The organism is Metabacillus sp. 84 (assembly GCF_050107715.1).
Taxonomy (GTDB): domain Bacteria; phylum Bacillota; class Bacilli; order Bacillales; family Bacillaceae; genus Metabacillus_B.
In genome coordinates this window covers 218,798-234,875 of the sequence record NZ_JBNILN010000004.1, presented here as the reverse complement: position 1 = coordinate 234,875, position 16,078 = coordinate 218,798, and the positions used below count along the sequence as shown (strand labels likewise).

16 protein-coding genes are annotated in these 16,078 nt (G+C 45.6%); 15 read left to right on the top strand and 1 reads right to left on the bottom strand.

The window, feature by feature from the left end; all coding sequences use genetic code 11:
* Positions 1–87 precede the first annotated feature (87 nt).
* The 10 genes from def to spoVM all read left to right on the top strand — a co-directional run bounded on the left by def (position 88) and on the right by spoVM (position 9,307).
* Positions 88–570: a peptide deformylase gene (gene def, locus ACQCV8_RS10130; RefSeq protein WP_426844500.1), complete on the top strand. Its 483-nt coding sequence runs from the start codon at positions 88–90 to the stop codon at positions 568–570.
* A gap of 5 nt (positions 571–575) precedes the next feature.
* Positions 576–1,514, top strand: coding sequence for a methionyl-tRNA formyltransferase (gene fmt, locus ACQCV8_RS10125; RefSeq protein ID WP_426844499.1), 939 nt, complete (start codon positions 576–578; stop codon positions 1,512–1,514).
* Complete coding sequence (rsmB, locus tag ACQCV8_RS10120) at positions 1,515–2,858, top strand: 16S rRNA (cytosine(967)-C(5))-methyltransferase RsmB (RefSeq protein ID WP_426844498.1); 1,344 nt, start codon at positions 1,515–1,517, stop codon at positions 2,856–2,858.
* Between the two features lie 3 nt (positions 2,859–2,861).
* Positions 2,862–3,953: a 23S rRNA (adenine(2503)-C(2))-methyltransferase RlmN gene (gene rlmN / locus ACQCV8_RS10115; protein ID WP_426844497.1), complete on the top strand. Its 1,092-nt coding sequence runs from the start codon at positions 2,862–2,864 to the stop codon at positions 3,951–3,953.
* Positions 3,954–3,958: 5 nt separating this feature from the next.
* Entirely contained in the window at positions 3,959–4,720 is a 762-nt protein-coding gene (locus tag ACQCV8_RS10110; protein WP_426844496.1) for a Stp1/IreP family PP2C-type Ser/Thr phosphatase, read from the top strand.
* The gene (gene pknB, locus ACQCV8_RS10105; protein ID WP_426844495.1) at positions 4,714–6,666 is read left to right on the top strand and encodes a Stk1 family PASTA domain-containing Ser/Thr kinase; all 1,953 of its coding nucleotides are present in this window, start codon (positions 4,714–4,716) and stop codon (positions 6,664–6,666) included. Before ACQCV8_RS10110 ends, pknB begins: the two co-directional genes overlap by 7 nt.
* A 12-nt stretch (positions 6,667–6,678) precedes the next feature.
* Complete coding sequence (gene rsgA / locus ACQCV8_RS10100; protein WP_426844494.1) at positions 6,679–7,563, top strand: ribosome small subunit-dependent GTPase A; 885 nt, start codon at positions 6,679–6,681, stop codon at positions 7,561–7,563.
* A 2-nt stretch (positions 7,564–7,565) separates the two neighbouring features.
* A complete protein-coding gene (gene rpe / locus ACQCV8_RS10095; RefSeq protein ID WP_426844594.1) occupies positions 7,566–8,216 on the top strand; it encodes a ribulose-phosphate 3-epimerase in 651 nt (216 codons plus the stop codon).
* Positions 8,217–8,487: 271 nt separating this feature from the next.
* On the top strand, positions 8,488–9,147 hold the full coding sequence (locus ACQCV8_RS10090; RefSeq protein ID WP_426844493.1) for a thiamine diphosphokinase: 660 nt from the start codon (positions 8,488–8,490) through the stop codon (positions 9,145–9,147).
* A gap of 76 nt (positions 9,148–9,223) precedes the next feature.
* Positions 9,224–9,307, top strand: a complete 84-nt coding sequence (spoVM, locus tag ACQCV8_RS10085; RefSeq protein WP_426844593.1) for a stage V sporulation protein SpoVM — start codon at positions 9,224–9,226, stop codon at positions 9,305–9,307.
* A gap of 199 nt (positions 9,308–9,506) precedes the next feature.
* Here the strand turns inward: spoVM and rpmB are convergent, their stop codons facing one another.
* Positions 9,507–9,695: a 50S ribosomal protein L28 gene (rpmB, locus tag ACQCV8_RS10080; RefSeq protein ID WP_426844492.1), complete on the bottom strand. Its 189-nt coding sequence runs from the start codon at positions 9,693–9,695 to the stop codon at positions 9,507–9,509.
* A gap of 490 nt (positions 9,696–10,185) precedes the next feature.
* Between rpmB and ACQCV8_RS10075 the strand changes: the two genes are divergently transcribed.
* The 5 genes from ACQCV8_RS10075 (at position 10,186) to recG (ending at position 16,052) form a co-directional block, all read left to right on the top strand.
* Positions 10,186–10,548, top strand: a complete 363-nt coding sequence (locus ACQCV8_RS10075; protein WP_426844491.1) for an Asp23/Gls24 family envelope stress response protein — start codon at positions 10,186–10,188, stop codon at positions 10,546–10,548.
* Positions 10,549–10,563: 15 nt separating this feature from the next.
* Positions 10,564–12,225, top strand: coding sequence for a DAK2 domain-containing protein (locus ACQCV8_RS10070; protein ID WP_426844490.1), 1,662 nt, complete (start codon positions 10,564–10,566; stop codon positions 12,223–12,225).
* Between the two features lie 202 nt (positions 12,226–12,427).
* A complete protein-coding gene (sdaAB, locus tag ACQCV8_RS10065) occupies positions 12,428–13,090 on the top strand; it encodes an L-serine ammonia-lyase, iron-sulfur-dependent subunit beta (RefSeq protein ID WP_426844489.1) in 663 nt (220 codons plus the stop codon).
* A 33-nt stretch (positions 13,091–13,123) separates the two neighbouring features.
* Positions 13,124–14,014, top strand: a complete 891-nt coding sequence (gene sdaAA / locus ACQCV8_RS10060; RefSeq protein WP_426844488.1) for an L-serine ammonia-lyase, iron-sulfur-dependent, subunit alpha — start codon at positions 13,124–13,126, stop codon at positions 14,012–14,014.
* Positions 14,004–16,052 carry an ATP-dependent DNA helicase RecG gene (gene recG / locus ACQCV8_RS10055; protein WP_426844592.1) on the top strand — a complete coding sequence of 683 codons (2,049 nt, stop codon included), beginning with the start codon at positions 14,004–14,006 and terminating at the stop codon, positions 16,050–16,052. The genes sdaAA and recG overlap by 11 nt, the downstream gene beginning before the upstream one ends.
* Positions 16,053–16,078 lie beyond the last annotated feature (26 nt).

Here is a 16,078-nt window from a genome sequence, read left to right as displayed (position 1 = left end):
ACGTTGAGCCAAATGTTTAAAATGACCGGCATTCGCCGGTTTTCTATATATTTCACCCTTTTTTCAAAGCAGCTTGGAGGAATGAAAATGACCATACTGAAAATATACGAGCATCCCGATCCGGTACTCGAACAGCCCGCCGGGAAAGTGACAGTTTTTGACCGGGAGCTGGCAAGGCTTCTGAAAGATATGCATGAGACCATGATCGCTTCTGACGGAGTCGGTCTTGCAGCCCCTCAAGTAGGGATTTCCAAAAGAATTGCTATTGTAGATATTGGAGACGAGTCGGGCAAAATTGAACTGGTTAATCCTAAGATCATAGAGAGCCGGGGAGAGCAAACAGGTCCTGAAGGGTGTCTGAGCTTCCCCGGACTTTTCGGTGATGTAAAGCGGGCCGATTATATAAAGGTTCATGCCTGTAACCGGAAAGGAAAACCATATACGATTGAAGCGGATGGCTTTCTGGCAAGAGCGCTGCAGCATGAGATTGACCACCTGGATGGAATTTTATTTACCAGCAAAGTGCTGCGTTATTATAAAGATGACGAGCTTGAGGAAATGGAAGGATGAACTCAATGACAAGAATTGTTTTTATGGGAACACCGGATTTTTCGGTGCCGGTTTTAAGAAAACTAATCGATGAAGGCTACAATGTAGTGGGAGCAGTGACTCAGCCTGACCGGCCTAAAGGGCGGAGAAAAGAACTGACGGCGCCACCTGTAAAAACTGAAGCACTGAAAAACGGCATAAAAGTGCTTCAGCCTGAAAAAATCCGCAATCCGAAGGAACTGGATGAAGTCCTGTCGCTGCAGCCGGACTTGATCATTACAGCAGCCTTCGGCCAAATACTTCCGAAAGAACTGCTGGAAGCACCGAAGCATGGCTGCATCAACGTACATGCATCGCTGCTCCCTGAATTGCGCGGTGGGGCTCCGATACACTATTCGATTCTTCAGGGAAAAGAGAAAACGGGCATTACCATTATGTACATGGCAGAAAAACTGGACGCAGGCGATATCCTTACTCAAAAAGAAGTCATGATAACCGAAGAGGACAACGTCGGCACGCTTCATGATAAATTGAGCAAAGCTGGCACTGAACTTCTTTCTGAAACGCTTCCGCTGCTCTTGGCTGGTAAGCTTAAACCAATAAAACAGGATGATTCGAAAGCAACCTTTGCTTCTAACATAAAAAGGGAGCAGGAAAAAATTGATTGGAGCAAGACGGGAGAAGAAATTTATAATCATATCCGCGGTCTGAATCCCTGGCCGGTTGCATTTACAACATTGAACGGCGAAACCATAAAAATCTGGCAAGGGGAGAAAGTGAGCAGCACCCACCCGGCAGATCCCGGCACTGTGATTGGGATTGACTCAAACGGCTTTGCCGTGGCGACAGGCAATACAACTGCAATTAAAATTACAGAACTGCAGCCTGCAGGCAGGAAAAAAATGAGCGGGGAAGATTATCTGCGCGGATCCCAGTTAGCCCCGGGATTGAGATTGGGTGAATAAATGAAAAAGAGCAATGCGAGAGAGCTCGCTGTTGAAACGTTGACTGCGATTGAGAAGAATCAGGCATATAGCAACCTGCTTCTGAACTCAACGATTCAAAAAAGCACTATGCCTCCCAAAGATGTAGCCTTATATACAGAACTCGTGTACGGGACCCTTCAAAGGAAACTGACCCTTGATTATTTTTTAAAGCCTTTTACAGTAAAAGCGAAAAAAATGGAGCTTTGGGTAAAAGTTCTGCTTAGATTATCCCTGTACCAGATGATCTATCTGGACCGTATTCCGGAGCGGGCTATTTTCTTTGAAGCGGTCGAACTATCAAAAAGAAAAGGCCATAAAGGAATAGCAGGTTTTGTAAATGGTGTCCTTCGTGCCATTCAAAGGGAGGGGGTGCCTTCTTTTGGGGAAATCAAAGATCCAGTCGAAAGACTTGCCGTGGAAACGAGTCATCCGCTATGGCTTGTTAGAAAATGGGTTTCCCAGTTTGGTATAGAAGAAACCAGGAAAATGTGTGAAGTCCACCTTAAGGCTCCTTCTGCTTCAGCAAGGGTTAACCGTATGCGAATGACTCCTGCAGAAGCAATCAGCAGCCTTCAGGAAGAATCAATTGAGGCGGACAAAGGCTTGCTTGCAGAGGATGCAGTAGCCTTTACAAAAGGAAATATTTCAAAAAGCAGGCTTTTCAAGGAAGGTCTTCTCTCCATTCAGGATGAAAGCTCCATGCTTACAGCAAGAGCGCTGCAGCCGCTGGAAAACGAGATTGTTCTAGATGCATGTGCTGCTCCCGGAGGGAAATCAACCCACCTTGCAGAGCTGATGAATGGTACGGGAAAAGTGATTTCGCTTGATTTGCATCCTCATAAAGTGCAATTAATTGCCGATCAGGCAGAACGGATAGGTCTTAATAATATCGTCCCGGAAGTCATGGATGCACGAGAGGCCGGGGAGAAGCTGCAGAAACGCGAATTTGACAAAATTCTTGTAGATGCCCCGTGTTCAGGCTTTGGCGTAATTCGGAGAAAACCTGATATAAAATATGCCAAAAATGCCGAAGATGTAAAAAAGCTCTCCAGGATCCAGCGGGAGATCTTAGAATCGGTTTCGCGTTTGCTTAAAAAAGGTGGTACACTTGTTTATAGCACGTGCACTGTTGACAAAGAGGAAAATGAAGAAGTGATTGCGGATTTCCTCGCCGCCCATCCGGAATTTGAAGAAGACACAGATTTGAACTTGTACCTACCTGAAAAGGTTCACCCATATATCAAAGGCGGAAAACTGCAAATTCTGCCGCACTACTTCGAGACGGACGGATTTTTCATCACGAGATTAAAAAAGAAGGTGTAAACATTGAATAAAACAGAAAAAGCAAAAGAAAAGAAAGCTATCGAGGCAGCAAAGCCATCGATCTACTCACTTGAGCTTCAAGATATTAAAGACTGGGTGGAAAAGAATGGGGAGAAAGCATTCAGAGCACAGCAGATTTTTGACTGGCTTTATATTAAGCGGGCTGCGTCATTTGAACAGATGTCAAACCTGTCGAAAGAACTCCGGGAGAAGCTCGAAAACGAGTTTACGCTTACGACGTTAAAAACGCTGATCCAGCAAACTTCAGGTGATGGAACCATGAAGTTTCTGTTTGAGCTGCATGACGGCTATTCCATTGAAACAGTTTTAATGAAACATGAGTATGGTAATTCCATCTGTGTTACGACACAGGTCGGCTGCAGAATCGGCTGCTCCTTTTGCGCTTCCACTCTTGGTGGATTAAAAAGAAATCTGGAAGCAGGAGAAATAGTTGCTCAGGTCGTAAAAGTACAGAAGGCTCTTGACGAACTTGGCGAACGGGTCAGCTCTGTTGTTATCATGGGGATCGGCGAGCCTTTCGACAATTACGATGAAATGATGTCCTTCCTGAAAATTATCAACCATGATAAAGGGCTGAATATCGGGGCACGTCACATTACAGTTTCGACAAGCGGGATTATACCTAAAATCTACAAGTTTGCCGATGAGCAGCTGCAAATTAACTTTGCTTTATCCCTCCATGCTCCAAATACAGAAATCAGAACCCGTCTGATGCCGATCAACAAGGCATATAAACTGCCGGATCTTATGGATTCTATCCGGTATTACGTTAACAAAACAGGCCGCAGAGTCTCCTTTGAGTACGGTTTGTTTGGCGGGGTGAATGACCAGGTGGAACATGCGGAAGAGCTGGCAGAGTTAATTAAAGGCATAAAATGCCACGTGAATCTGATTCCGGTTAACTATGTTCCGGAAAGGGATTATGTGCGCACACCGAAAGATCAAATATTTGCTTTTGAGAAAACACTTAAAGAACGCGGAGTTAATGTAACAATACGCCGTGAGCAGGGCTCTGATATTGACGCAGCATGCGGACAGCTAAGAGCGAAGGAGCGGAAAGAAGAGACGAGGTGACCTTTTTGGAGACTGCTTTTCAATCGGACGTCGGAAAAGTCCGTTCTCATAATGAGGATTGTACAGGTGTTTTTTTCAACAAGGAACAGGCGGCTTTTGCCGTCGTTGCAGACGGAATGGGAGGCCATCTGGCGGGCGATGTTGCAAGCTCGATGGCCGTTTCCGCTTTCCGTAAGCTATGGGAGGAATCTGAGGGCATTCGGACACCTGAGGATGCGGAGAATTGGCTTAAAGCGAAAATAGCAGAAGTCAACCGCGTTTTATTTGAGCATGCCCTTCAGAATCCTGAATGCAGCGGAATGGGGACAACGTTCGTGGGAGCGATTTGCACCCGTACGTTTGCTACTGTCGGCCATATCGGAGACAGTCGCTGCTACTTGTTGAATGTGAGCGGCTTTAAGCAAATTACGGAGGATCATTCCCTCGTAAATGAACTTGTGCGGTCAGGAGAAATAACAAAGGAAGACGCTGAACATCATCCGCGCAAAAACGTACTGATGAGGGCAATGGGGACAGAGCTTACCGTACAGGTTGAGATCAAATCTTTTTGTACGGAAGAAGGCGATGCTTTGCTGCTATGCTCGGACGGGCTGTCCAATAAGGTGAGCGAAGAGGAAATGCAGCGGATCCTGACAAATGGAACAGGCCTTCAGAATTCAGCTGAAGAGCTTATTCAGCTTGCGAACCTTAATGGCGGGGAAGATAATATTTCAGTTGCCATGGTCCTTATGCCTTCCGGGGATGAGGAAGGTGATTCTGTTTGCTAATAGGTAAGCGTATCAGCGGACGCTATCGCATACTCGAAGTCATTGGCGGAGGGGGAATGGCCAACGTATACCTTGCCCAGGACGTAATCCTTGAGAGGAAAGTGGCCGTAAAGGTGCTTCGTTTTGACTTTGCCAACGATGAAGACTTTATCCGAAGATTCCGGCGCGAGGCGCAATCTACTACAAGTCTTGACCATCCGAACATTGTCAGCATCTACGATGTAGGAGAAGAAAAAGGAATCTATTATATTGTAATGGAATACGTGGCAGGCACCACTTTAAAACAATACATACAAAACCGTGCACCCCTTCATCCTTCAGAAGCTCTTGATATTATGAAGCAGATTCTGTCAGCGATTGCTCATGCACATGATAACCTGATCGTCCACAGGGATATTAAGCCCCATAATATACTGATCGACCATGATGGAAGGGTAAAAGTCACGGATTTTGGAATTGCCATGGCGCTAAGCTCGGCAACGATCACCCATACGAATTCCGTTTTAGGGTCCGTGCATTACTTATCACCCGAGCAAGCGCGGGGCGGTCTTGCAACAAAAAAATCCGATCTGTATTCACTCGGCATTGTCCTTTACGAGATGCTGACAGGAAGGGTTCCATACGACGGTGAGTCCGCCGTTTCCATTGCGTTGAAGCATCTTCAGTCAGAAACGCCGTCACCTGAACGCTGGAACCCGTCCATTCCTCAAAGTATGACAAACATCATTTTAAAGGCGATGGCTAAAGATCCGTTTCACCGGTATGATTCAGCAGAGGAAATGGAAGAGGATTTACATACCGCTTTAGATGCAGCCAGATTGAATGAAAAACGTTATGTTGTTCCTGTGGATGACGATGCGACAAAAGCAATCCCGGTCATTAAGGATGAGTACCTTTCAGGAAACGGCGAAACCATTAACCACTCCCCATCTTCAGGAAAACCGGAGGCAAAGGCGGAAAAAGAGGTTAAGCCTAAAAAGAAAAAAAGCAAATTTGCGGTTTTTATCATTACCCTTTTTCTCATACTGGTGGCTGCAGGAGTCAGCGCCGTAACTTTCGTACCATCCCTGCTGCTTCCTGAGGATGTTTCAGTGCCTGATGTGACCGGTGAAGAATACCCAGAAGCGGTTAATACTCTTAGTAAAGCAGGCTTCCAGGTGACCGAGAAATCGATGGCAAGCGACGAGGTGCCTGAAAATTATGTTGTAAAAACAGATCCTGAGAACGGGAAGATGGCCAAGGAAGGATCCCTCGTAACGGTTTATCAAAGCACCGGCAAAAAAACAGCCGAAGTGGAGGATTTAACAGGGCGGGACGTTGAAACTGCCCGGAATTTTCTTGAGAGGAAAGGGTTCAGTAACGTTGTAACTGAAGAGGTTTACGATGATGAAGAAGAGGCGGGAGTAGTCATTGATCAAAGTCCATCCGCAGGAACAGATGTTATCCCTTCCGAGGATGAAATAACCTTAACGGTAAGCAAAGGCCCGGAAGAAGTTGCCGTGCAGGATTTAAAGGATTACACAAGGAACTCAGTCATTAGCTATACCCAGCAAAGCAATATCCTGCTGAAGGAAAAGGAAGAGTACTCAGATACGGTTCCAGAAGGACAGGTCATCTCCCAGAGTCCTGCTCCCGGAGAGAGCATTAAGCCGGGTGAAACCCTTGAAGTGGTCTTTTCTCTTGGAAAAGAACAGCAGGAGGTAGCTGCGGTTTCAAAAGAGATTGATATTCCTTATGAGCCTGCAACTCCCGATGAAGAGCAAGAGGTTCAAATTCTGATTAATGATGCTGAACGTTCCTTCTCAGAACCGGCCCAGACCTTTAAGATCAAAGGTCCTGAAAAACGGACAATAGAGTTTAAGATTGCACCGGGCCAAAACGCATATTATCAAGTGACCATTAACAGCAGGATCGTCAAAAACGAAACGATCCCCTATCCAGAATAAAGGAGGGAATGTATGCCGGAAGGAAAGATTGTAAAAGCATTAGCGGGGTTTTATTATGTGTTAGATGGTGAGAGGTTCGTCCAATGCAGGGGGCGGGGACTGTTTAGAAAAAACAAAATCACCCCCCTCGTCGGGGATGAAGTGGTGTATCAGGCGGAAAACGATAAGGAAGGAACGATTATCGAAGTCCTGCCCCGAAAAAATGAGCTGGTCAGACCGCCCATATCAAATGTGGACCAGGCTATCCTTGTTTTTTCAGCTATTGAACCTGCCTTCAGCACCCTGCTGCTTGACCGCTTCCTTGTCCTTGTAGAGGCCAATGGCATAGAACCGGTTATCTGCATCAGTAAAACGGACTTGATTGAAAGCGCTGAGCTTAAAGAGAACATCCTTTCTTTTGCCAGCGATTACCAAGAGGCAGGGTACCGCGTATTTCAAACATCTGCAGAAAATATGGAAGGGATTTCTTCACTTGGGCCCTTGTTCGAAGATAAAATCTCTGTGTTTGCAGGTCAGTCAGGAGTCGGTAAATCCTCGCTGCTCAATGCCATTAAGCCCGATCTGGCATTAAAAACTGATGATATCTCAAGCCACCTGGGGCGCGGGAAGCATACGACGAGGCATGTAGAGCTCATAGCGATCGACAGTGGCCTGATTGCAGACACACCGGGATTCAGTTCCTTGGACTTTACGGGTATTGAAGTGCAGGATCTTGGTGATTGCTTCCCTGAGATAAGGGAACGGGCAGGAGATTGCAAGTTCAGAGGATGCACCCACGTATCTGAGCCTAAATGTGCCGTAAAGGAAGCTGTTCAAAAAGGAGAAATTAAGGAATACCGATACACCCACTATTTAAGTTTCTTAGAAGAAATTAAAGACAGAAAGCCGAGGTATTAATGTTGGTATACATTGCCCCTTCTATATTATCAGCTGATTTTTCAAAATTAAAAGAAGAGATAGAAGATGTTGATCGCGGTGGAGCCGACTGGATCCATATTGATGTAATGGATGGCCACTTTGTACCGAACATTACAATCGGTCCTCTTATCGTTAAGGCCGTGCGCCCTGTAACCTCATTGCCTTTAGATGTGCATTTGATGATCGATAATCCTGATCTGTACATTTCCGAATTTGCTGCAGCAGGAGCTGACATGATCTCTGTTCATGCTGAAGCTTGTACCCATTTGCACAGAACCATTCAGCTCATCAAATCAAAAGGGGTAAGGGCTGGAGTGGTTCTCAATCCGCATACCCCTTTGAGTGTACTGGACTATGTTCTTAAAGACGTGGATTATGTTTTGCTTATGACTGTGAATCCCGGATTCGGAGGGCAGGCTTTTATCCCTGAAATGCTCGGCAAAATCAGAGCGCTTTCCTCAAGGATTCAAGAGGAAGGTTTGAATGTACTCATTCAGATTGACGGGGGAGTTAACGGTGAAAATGCCGGAGCATGCATCGATGCGGGAGCACAGGTGATAGTAGCAGGGTCGGCCATATACGGGAAAGCAGACCGTAAAAAAGCGATACAAAGCATCCGTGGAGAAAGCTGAAGGGAATCACCTGTTGGTGGTTCTTTTTTAAAAAGCATTATTGGAACGATGCGCCCCGCTGCAGTCTATAATCTAAAGCGGGACGGGCAGTTGATGTACCCGGCCGTCTCACATTCTCTGCTTTGAAGCAGCTTCCTGCCTGATTACAGCCTTCCGCATCAATGTGCAGATAGCCGGGACATATCGTTCCTGCAGCGGGATTTTCTGTATTCCGTAAAGCAATGCGATTTTGCAGAACGAATAAAGAAAATTAATAAAAGGAGAGAATGGGTTGAAACTTATACATATCGTGGCTGGAGGTCCTGAGCGGCTGATACCGGATCTGCATGCAGAAAACCATAAAGACGTTTCCTGGGCCGGTGTGGACCGGGGAGTCATTTATTTATTTAATCGAAAACTTCCAATGGCAGAGGCTATAGGGGACTTCGACTCGATCTCGGATCTGGAAAGGGAAGAATTGCAATTACGGCACGAAAGGCTGAATATTTATCCCTCTGAAAAAGATAAAACCGACACGGAACTGGCCGTTGATTGGGCCATAAGCAAGAAGCCGGAAAGAATCAGAATTTTCGGAGCTACGGGGGGCAGGCTCGATCATTTTTTCGCCAATATCTATTTGCTGATGAAGGAATTTGAATCTTCTATCCCGATCGAACTCGTCGATCGCTTCAACTTTATCCGCCTGTTGCGTGCCGGCAGTCATACGATCCAAACCGAAAAAACCTATCCGTACATATCTTTTATCCCCACCGGTTCTGATGCTGAAGGACTAACCCTGGAAGGATTTAAATATCCTCTCGAAAATCGGCATATTCCATTTGGTTCCACACTATGTATTAGTAATGAACTGATTCATCACACCGGTACTGTTTCATTTAAAAGCGGCATATTAATGATGGTGAGAAGCCGGGATGAAACAAATATGAAGTGATGGGTGAATAATTCAAAAGGCCATGAGCGTGCGTGGCTATTTTAAAGGATGATTGAAAGGGCTGAGGAGGGAAATTATGAAGTTCTATACGATCAAACTGCCAAAGTTTCTGGGAGGAATTATTCGGGCAATGCTTGGTTCTTTTAAGAAGGACTCATAAACATACAGGCGAATCAGCTTGTTTTCTCTGCCGTGAAAACGAAAAGCAGCGCGATGCTCTGATAAGGGCATCTTTTTTCAGTTAGTGTTTGAAAAAAGACGGTTAATGAAAAATATCACCAAAAAAGAGGAAATGCAGGCTCCCCCTGTTCATTTCCTCTTTGGCGAGCCTTATGCAGGCTTATTTTTTGGCGATCTAATTATACGCGTTCCACTTTACCGGATTTAAGAGCGCGAGCTGAAACGTATACACGTTTTGGCTTCCCGTTAACCAGGATACGCACTTTTTGAACGTTGGCTCCCCATGTACGCTTGTTCGCGTTCATTGCGTGGGAACGTGTATTGCCAGAGCGGGTTTTTCTGCCTGTAACTACACATTTACGTGCCATATGATTCCCTCCTCACCTTGCAAAACCTCATTGAAGCAAGCGATCGATTCATTTCGGTTTGCCTGTTCCGCAGAAAGGCGCACTTCCCTGATGATTGCTTTAACGGTTAAAAATGTCTGTATTCACGAGATACCTTAATAATTTACCATAACCTTCTTTAGTATTGCAACTATTCTTTGTCAAGTTTTTTTCCTTTGCGCCTTATTTCAATTAAGGTTACAATTCGGTTTGTTAGGGGAAGGTATCATTTATAGAATCGCTTACAGCGAGAAGAAAACAGAAGCGTTCAAGAAAAATACCTTGACATACGCAATTAAGCTATGCTGTATAATAATAGAAGCCTGCAAACATGGCATGAATTCAGCCAAGCTTTCAAAATGGTGAAGCCTATAGTAAAATAGCTTTATCATGCGTGCGGCCTTCAAGACTGAGAACACGCCATCTTAAGGCTTGAGGTATATTCATTGAGCGAAAAAAGGGAGGAAATAGCATGTCCATCGAACTTACCACAAAATACGGACAAATCGACATCTCCAATGAAGTTATTGCAACGGTAGCCGGCGGTGCAGCCATTGATTGCTACGGAATTGTAGGAATGGCTACCAAAAATCAGATTAAAGATGGAATTACAGACATCCTCCGCAAGGAAAATTTCAGCAGAGGTGTCATCGTGCGTCAGGCAGAAGACAGCATTCACATCGATATGTATATCATTGTTAGCTACGGAACGAAAATTTCAGAGGTAGCACATAACGTACAGACCAAAGTGAAATATACGCTTGATCACACGGTTGGATTAGCTGTAGACTCAGTAAATATTTTCGTTCAGGGAGTTCGTGTAACGAACCCGTAGTAAGGAGGAAAAATCGTGTCAATCAAAACTTTGGACGGCAACCACTTTGCTGAAATGATTATGCAGGGTGCGAACCATCTATCCAATAATGCCAAAATGGTGGACGCCTTAAACGTCTTTCCTGTGCCTGATGGCGATACAGGAACAAATATGAACTTATCGATGTCATCAGGGGCTAAGGAAGTACAAAAAAATGTGCAGGCCCATATTGGCAAAGTCGGTATGGCTCTTTCCAGAGGGCTGCTAATGGGAGCCCGCGGCAATTCCGGCGTCATCCTTTCCCAGCTGTTCAGAGGGTTTTCCAAGTCGATTGAAGGCAAAAGCTCTATATCGGCCAGGGATTTTGCCCAGGCTTTTCAGACTGGAGTGGATACGGCTTATAAAGCTGTGATGAAACCGGTTGAGGGAACCATTCTCACTGTAGCAAAAGATGCTGCCAAAAAGGCCGTATCTGCCGCAAAAAATGAGGACGATCTTATTAAGCTGATGGAAGCCATTCTTAAGGAAGCAAAAGCTTCGCTTGAGAGGACTCCCGATCTTCTCCCTGTTTTAAAGGAAGTAGGAGTGGTTGACAGCGGAGGCCAGGGGCTGGTTCTGGTGTATGAGGGGTTTCTGGCGGAATTGAAGGGCGAAAAAGTACCGGGCACTCCAATGGCGCTGCCTTCCATGAACGACATGGTCAATGCTGAACACCACAAGAATGTTCATGCCCACATTAATACAGAAGATATCGAATTTGGGTATTGCACAGAATTTATGGTCCGCTTTGAAGAAGGGAAAAAATCGTTTTCTGAAGATCAGTTCCGTAAAGAATTAAGTGAATTCGGAGATTCTCTTCTTGTTATTTCCGATGATGAGGTAGCGAAAATACATATTCATGCAGAACACCCGGGTGAGGTGCTCTCATATGGACAAAAGTATGGAAGCTTAATCAGCATGAAAATTGAAAACATGCGCGAGCAGCACAGCAATCTTGTCAGCGAGCCGGCAAAAGCTGCACCCCAGCCTGAAAAGAAAAAGGAGAAATACGGGATCATTACCGTTTCCATGGGATCCGGGATTGCAGATTTGTTTAGAAGCATTGGTGCCTCCGAAGTCATTGAAGGCGGCCAGACTATGAATCCGAGCACAGAAGATATTGTCTCAGCCATTGAAAAAGTGAATGCGGAGAACATTATCATTCTTCCCAATAATTCTAATATCGTCATGGCGGCACGGCAGGCTGCATCAGTTGTAGAAGAGAACGTGCTGGTTATTCCTTCTAAAACGGTTCCGCAGGGGCTAACGGCGCTATTATCCTTTAATCCAAGCGGTTCACTTGAGGATAATGAGAGTGGAATGACCGAGGCACTGGGCAGTGTAAAATCAGGACAAGTTACGTATGCAGTCCGTGACACTCAAATCGACGGATTGGATATTTCTAAAAATGATTTTATGGGAATCATGAACGGAAAAATTGTAACGAAGGATAAAGTACAGGTTCAGGCCGCCATTAATCTTCTTAATGAAATGATTGGGGACGGCGATGAAATTCTGACTGTTCTTTACGGTTCTGAGACAAACGCTCAAGAGGTTGACCAGCTTATCAAGCATATTGAAACAGCTTTCAGCGACATTGAAGTTGAAGTTCATAACGGTAAACAGCCTCTTTATTCCTTCATTTTTTCTGTAGAATAAAGATCCCGTTTGCTGAGAGACCGTCTATTTCCATGACGGTCTTTTTTTTGTTAAACGGACCTTAGGACAGATCTCATGAGAAGGTCCAAACATGTTTAGCCCTTCGTTTTTTCAAGAGGCATGTACACAATTTATGCAAATCTGGTAAACTGTAAGCAAACTGAAAGTTATGATGTCTGCTAACTAGAGAGGGGTACCATTCATGAAATATCGAAGTGTTTTTGATATTATCGGTCCTGTCATGATCGGCCCTTCCAGTTCACATACAGCGGGAGCTGCGAGGATTGGAAGAGTTGCGAGAAGTCTGTTTGGAAGAGAGCCGAAATGGGCTGCTGTTTCTTTCTACGGGTCCTTTGCCAAAACATACCGCGGTCATGGCACGGATGTTGCCATTATTGGGGGAATACTGGATTTTGATACGTTTGATGAGCGGATTAAGACCTCCCTTCAACTGGCTGATGCTGCTGGGATGAAGGTTACGATTACTGAAGAGGATGCGGTTATGGACCATCCGAATACTGCACGGGTCATTATTGGAGACGACCAGGGACAGCTTGAGCTCGTAGGTATTTCCATAGGGGGAGGAAAAATTGAAATTACCGAGCTTAACGGCTTCCTTCTTCAGCTCTCAGGGAACCATCCTGCCATTCTGGTCATGCATAATGACCGGTACGGAGCGATTGCAGGGGTAGCAAACGTTCTGGCTAAGCATGCCATTAATATTGGACATATGAATGTATCCCGTAAAGAAAAGGGCCAGCTAGCCCTTATGACAATAGAAGTGGACCAGAATATTGACATAGAGGTTATAGAGGAATTGAAAACGCTCCCAAATATTTTGCAAGTGACAAAAATTGCAGAATAGCAAGTTCTGGGTTAAGAGAATGGAGGAATTGGCATGTTTCGTAATGTAGCAGAGCTTGTTGAATTGGCTTATAGCCGGAATTGCAAAATTTCTGAAGTCATGATTCAGCAGGAGATGGAGATAACTGGAAAAAGCAGGGAAGATCTCATTTCAATGATGGACCGCAATCTTCAGGTAATGGAACAGGCAGTGGAGAAAGGCTTATCAGGGGTAAAGTCCCATTCCGGGTTAACCGGCGGTGATGCGGTTCTGATGCAGGCCTATATAGAAAAAGGAAACTTCCTGTCAGGAGAAACCATTCTCGATGCGGTAAGCAAAGCGGTGGCCACGAATGAAGTCAACGCTGCTATGGGTACGATTTGCGCGACTCCTACAGCAGGCTCCGCAGGTGTGGTCCCCGGTACTCTTTTTGCTGTTAAGGAAAAGCTAAAGCCAACGAGAGAAGAAATGATTGAATTTCTTTTTACGTCAGGAGCATTTGGGTTCGTCGTAGCCAATAATGCTTCAATTTCCGGTGCCGCTGGAGGGTGCCAGGCGGAGGTCGGTTCTGCAGCAGGAATGGCGGCTGCAGCCATTACAGAAATGGCCGGCGGTTCTCCTGCTCAGGCAGCCGAGGCAATGGCCATTACCTTGAAAAACATGCTCGGTCTTGTCTGCGATCCGGTAGCAGGACTTGTGGAAGTTCCGTGTGTTAAAAGGAATGCAATGGGAGCGGCGAATGCAATGGTCGCTGCAGACATGGCACTCGCCGGTATCACAAGCAGGATTCCGTGCGATGAGGTCATTGATGCGATGTACAAAATTGGGCAAACCATGCCTGTTGCCTTAAGGGAAACAGCACAGGGCGGACTTGCGGCAACACCTACAGGGCGGGAGCTTGAAGCCAAAATCTTCGGAATCTCCCTCGATCGCCGTGACACCTGATCTTTTGCAGCCTGTTTCCGTGTTGAAAGGGGTAGGGGATGAGACTGCCTCTGTACTCACGGAGATGGGGATCCGGACCATTGAAGACCTGCTTGAATATTTTCCTTACAGGTACGAAGACTACCGCCTGCGGGACCTGGCTGAAGTACAGCACGATGAGAGAGTTACGGTAGAGGGGAAGGTTCACAGCGAGCCTTCTCTTGCTTATTACGGGAAAAAGAAGTCAAGATTAACGTTCAGGCTGCTGGTTGGCCGTTATCTCATTAGTGTCATTTGCTTTAACCGGCCTTATTACAAAAAACAGCTTTCAATCAATCAAATCGTTACGGTTAGCGGAAAATGGGATAAAAACCGGCAGACGATTACTCTTCAGGATCTTTCCTTTTCTACTCATGAGTCCAAACAGGATTTAGAGCCTGTTTATACCGTTAAGGGTTCCCTTACAATGAAGCAGCTCAGAAAGCATATGGTGAATGCCTTGAGGGAATTTGGCAGTCAAGTACCTGAAAACCTGCCTGAACAAATTCGTCATACATATAAGCTGATGCAAAAGGCGGAAGCTGTCAAAACCGTGCATCTTCCTCTAAGCCATGAAGAACTGAAGCATGCAAGGAGAAGGTTTGTTTATGAGGAATTTCTGCTTTTTCAGCTGAAAATGCAGGCCCTTCGCAAAGTGCAAAGAGAGCTCTCGAAAGGAATCACCCATGAGTTTTCCGAAGAAGCTCTTAATGGTTTTATCCAAACCCTTCCTTTTACACTAACTGATGCCCAAAGCAAGGTGCTGGAAGAAATCATAGCCGATATGAAATCCCCTTACCGGATGAATCGTCTGCTGCAAGGGGATGTTGGCTCCGGAAAAACCGTTGTAGCCGCTATTTCGATGTATGCCGCCATTGTGTCAGGATATCAAAGTGCGCTTATGGTTCCCACCGAAATTCTTGCAGAACAGCATGCGAATTCTTTATCATCACTTTTTGAGCCTCTCCATCTTAAAGTGGCCCTGCTGACAAGCTCTGTGAAGGGGAAGCGGAGACGAGAGCTTCTTGAGAGGCTGTCAAAAGGGGATATTCATATAATGGTCGGGACGCATGCTCTTATACAGGATGAAGTGAACTTCCAAAGACTCGGTCTCGTCATTACAGATGAACAGCATCGGTTTGGAGTCGGCCAGAGGAGGGTGCTGAGAGAAAAAGGGGAGTCACCTGATGTTTTATTTATGACCGCAACTCCGATTCCGAGGACTCTCGCCATTACAGCATTTGGGGAAATGGATGTTTCTGTAATCGATCAGCTTCCCGCGGGCAGAAAAACGATTGAGACGTATTGGGTTAAGCATAATTTGCTCGACAGAATACTTGGCTTTGTAGATAAAGAAGTTAAAAAAGGAAGACAGGCCTATGTGATTTGCCCATTGATTGAAGAATCGGAAAAACTGGATGTTCAGAATGCTATAGACGTCCACGCGATGCTCGTTCATTCTTTTTCCCCTGCGTGGAATGTAGGACTGATGCACGGCAGATTGCATCCAAACGAAAAAGAAGCAGTAATGAGAGAATTCAGTGAAAACAAAACACAAATACTTGTTTCCACAACAGTCGTGGAAGTCGGGGTTAATGTGCCGAACGCAACGATTATGGTCATCTATGACGCAGAACGGTTCGGGCTCTCCCAGCTCCACCAGCTAAGAGGCAGGGTCGGGAGAGGAAGCGAGCAGTCATACTGCATCCTGCTGGCAGATCCGAAATCTGAGACGGGCAAAGAGCGTATGAAAATCATGACAGAAACAAATGACGGGTTTGTTCTTTCTGAAAAGGATCTTGAACTAAGAGGGCCCGGTGACTTTTTCGGGAAAAAGCAAAGCGGGCTTCCTGAATTCAGGGTGGCCGATATGGTTCACGATTACCGGGCATTGGAAACAGCCAGAGCCGACGCGGCAAAGCTTATTTATTCCGGCGCTTTTTGGAAGGATCCTGAATATGAAAGGCTGAGAAAGTATCTTGAATCCACTGGGGTTCTTGAAGGGGAGAAGCTCGATTAAATCACGCTTGCATTCCGATAATTAAG